Origin of the sequence: Tsukamurella conjunctivitidis (assembly GCF_007858475.1) — a bacterium.
Lineage (GTDB): Bacteria > Actinomycetota > Actinomycetes > Mycobacteriales > Mycobacteriaceae > Tsukamurella > Tsukamurella conjunctivitidis.
This window is the reverse complement of sequence record NZ_VIGX01000299.1, coordinates 1-524: the sequence shown is the minus strand read 5'-3', so window position 1 is coordinate 524 and position 524 is coordinate 1. Positions and strand designations below refer to the sequence as shown.

The window sequence follows — 524 nt, the reverse complement described above, 5'->3', positions numbered from 1 at the left end:
TTCTTCACCTCGATGCGACCGACATCCCAGCGCTGCAGGGCAGCCTGAATGGCCTTGGGGCGGAGGGCGGTGACCTCCAGGACCTCGAAACGGGCGGCGAAGGGGGTCGCAGGCAGGTCCTCCCCGCTCAGCCACGCGATCGAGGGCGACACGAGCTGCGCACCGATGGCCTCTGCCAGACGCGCAACCAGACCTGAGCGGATCACCGCGGGGTCGGGTTCGGCCAGCATCGGACCCAGGGGTCCCACATCGCCCGGACGCACGGGTGAGTCTGCGCACGGGGTCCCCGGATCCTGGAGCACGTGGGGCTCACCACCGCGTAGGACCAGTGCCGAGCGCCCGGAGCCCTCGGGTGCCAGCCCAGGGGTCCACAGGGCCGCCTCCACCAGGTCGGTGTCCACGGAGGTCCACTGGGCCTGACAATCGGGAGGAAGCGCGGAGTGGGGGACTCCGGGAGCCATCTTCACCCCCACGAGGTCGAAGACTGACCGCCAGGACAGGACCGTGGAGAGGGGAGGGGACCA

The 524-nt window shown here is 70.4% G+C and carries 1 pseudogene; it reads right to left on the bottom strand.

Annotated features, from left to right (window positions below):
- Positions 1 to 230: pseudogene (locus FK530_RS25480) on the bottom strand (hypothetical protein); the annotation flags it as partial.
- Positions 231 to 524 lie beyond the last annotated feature (294 nt).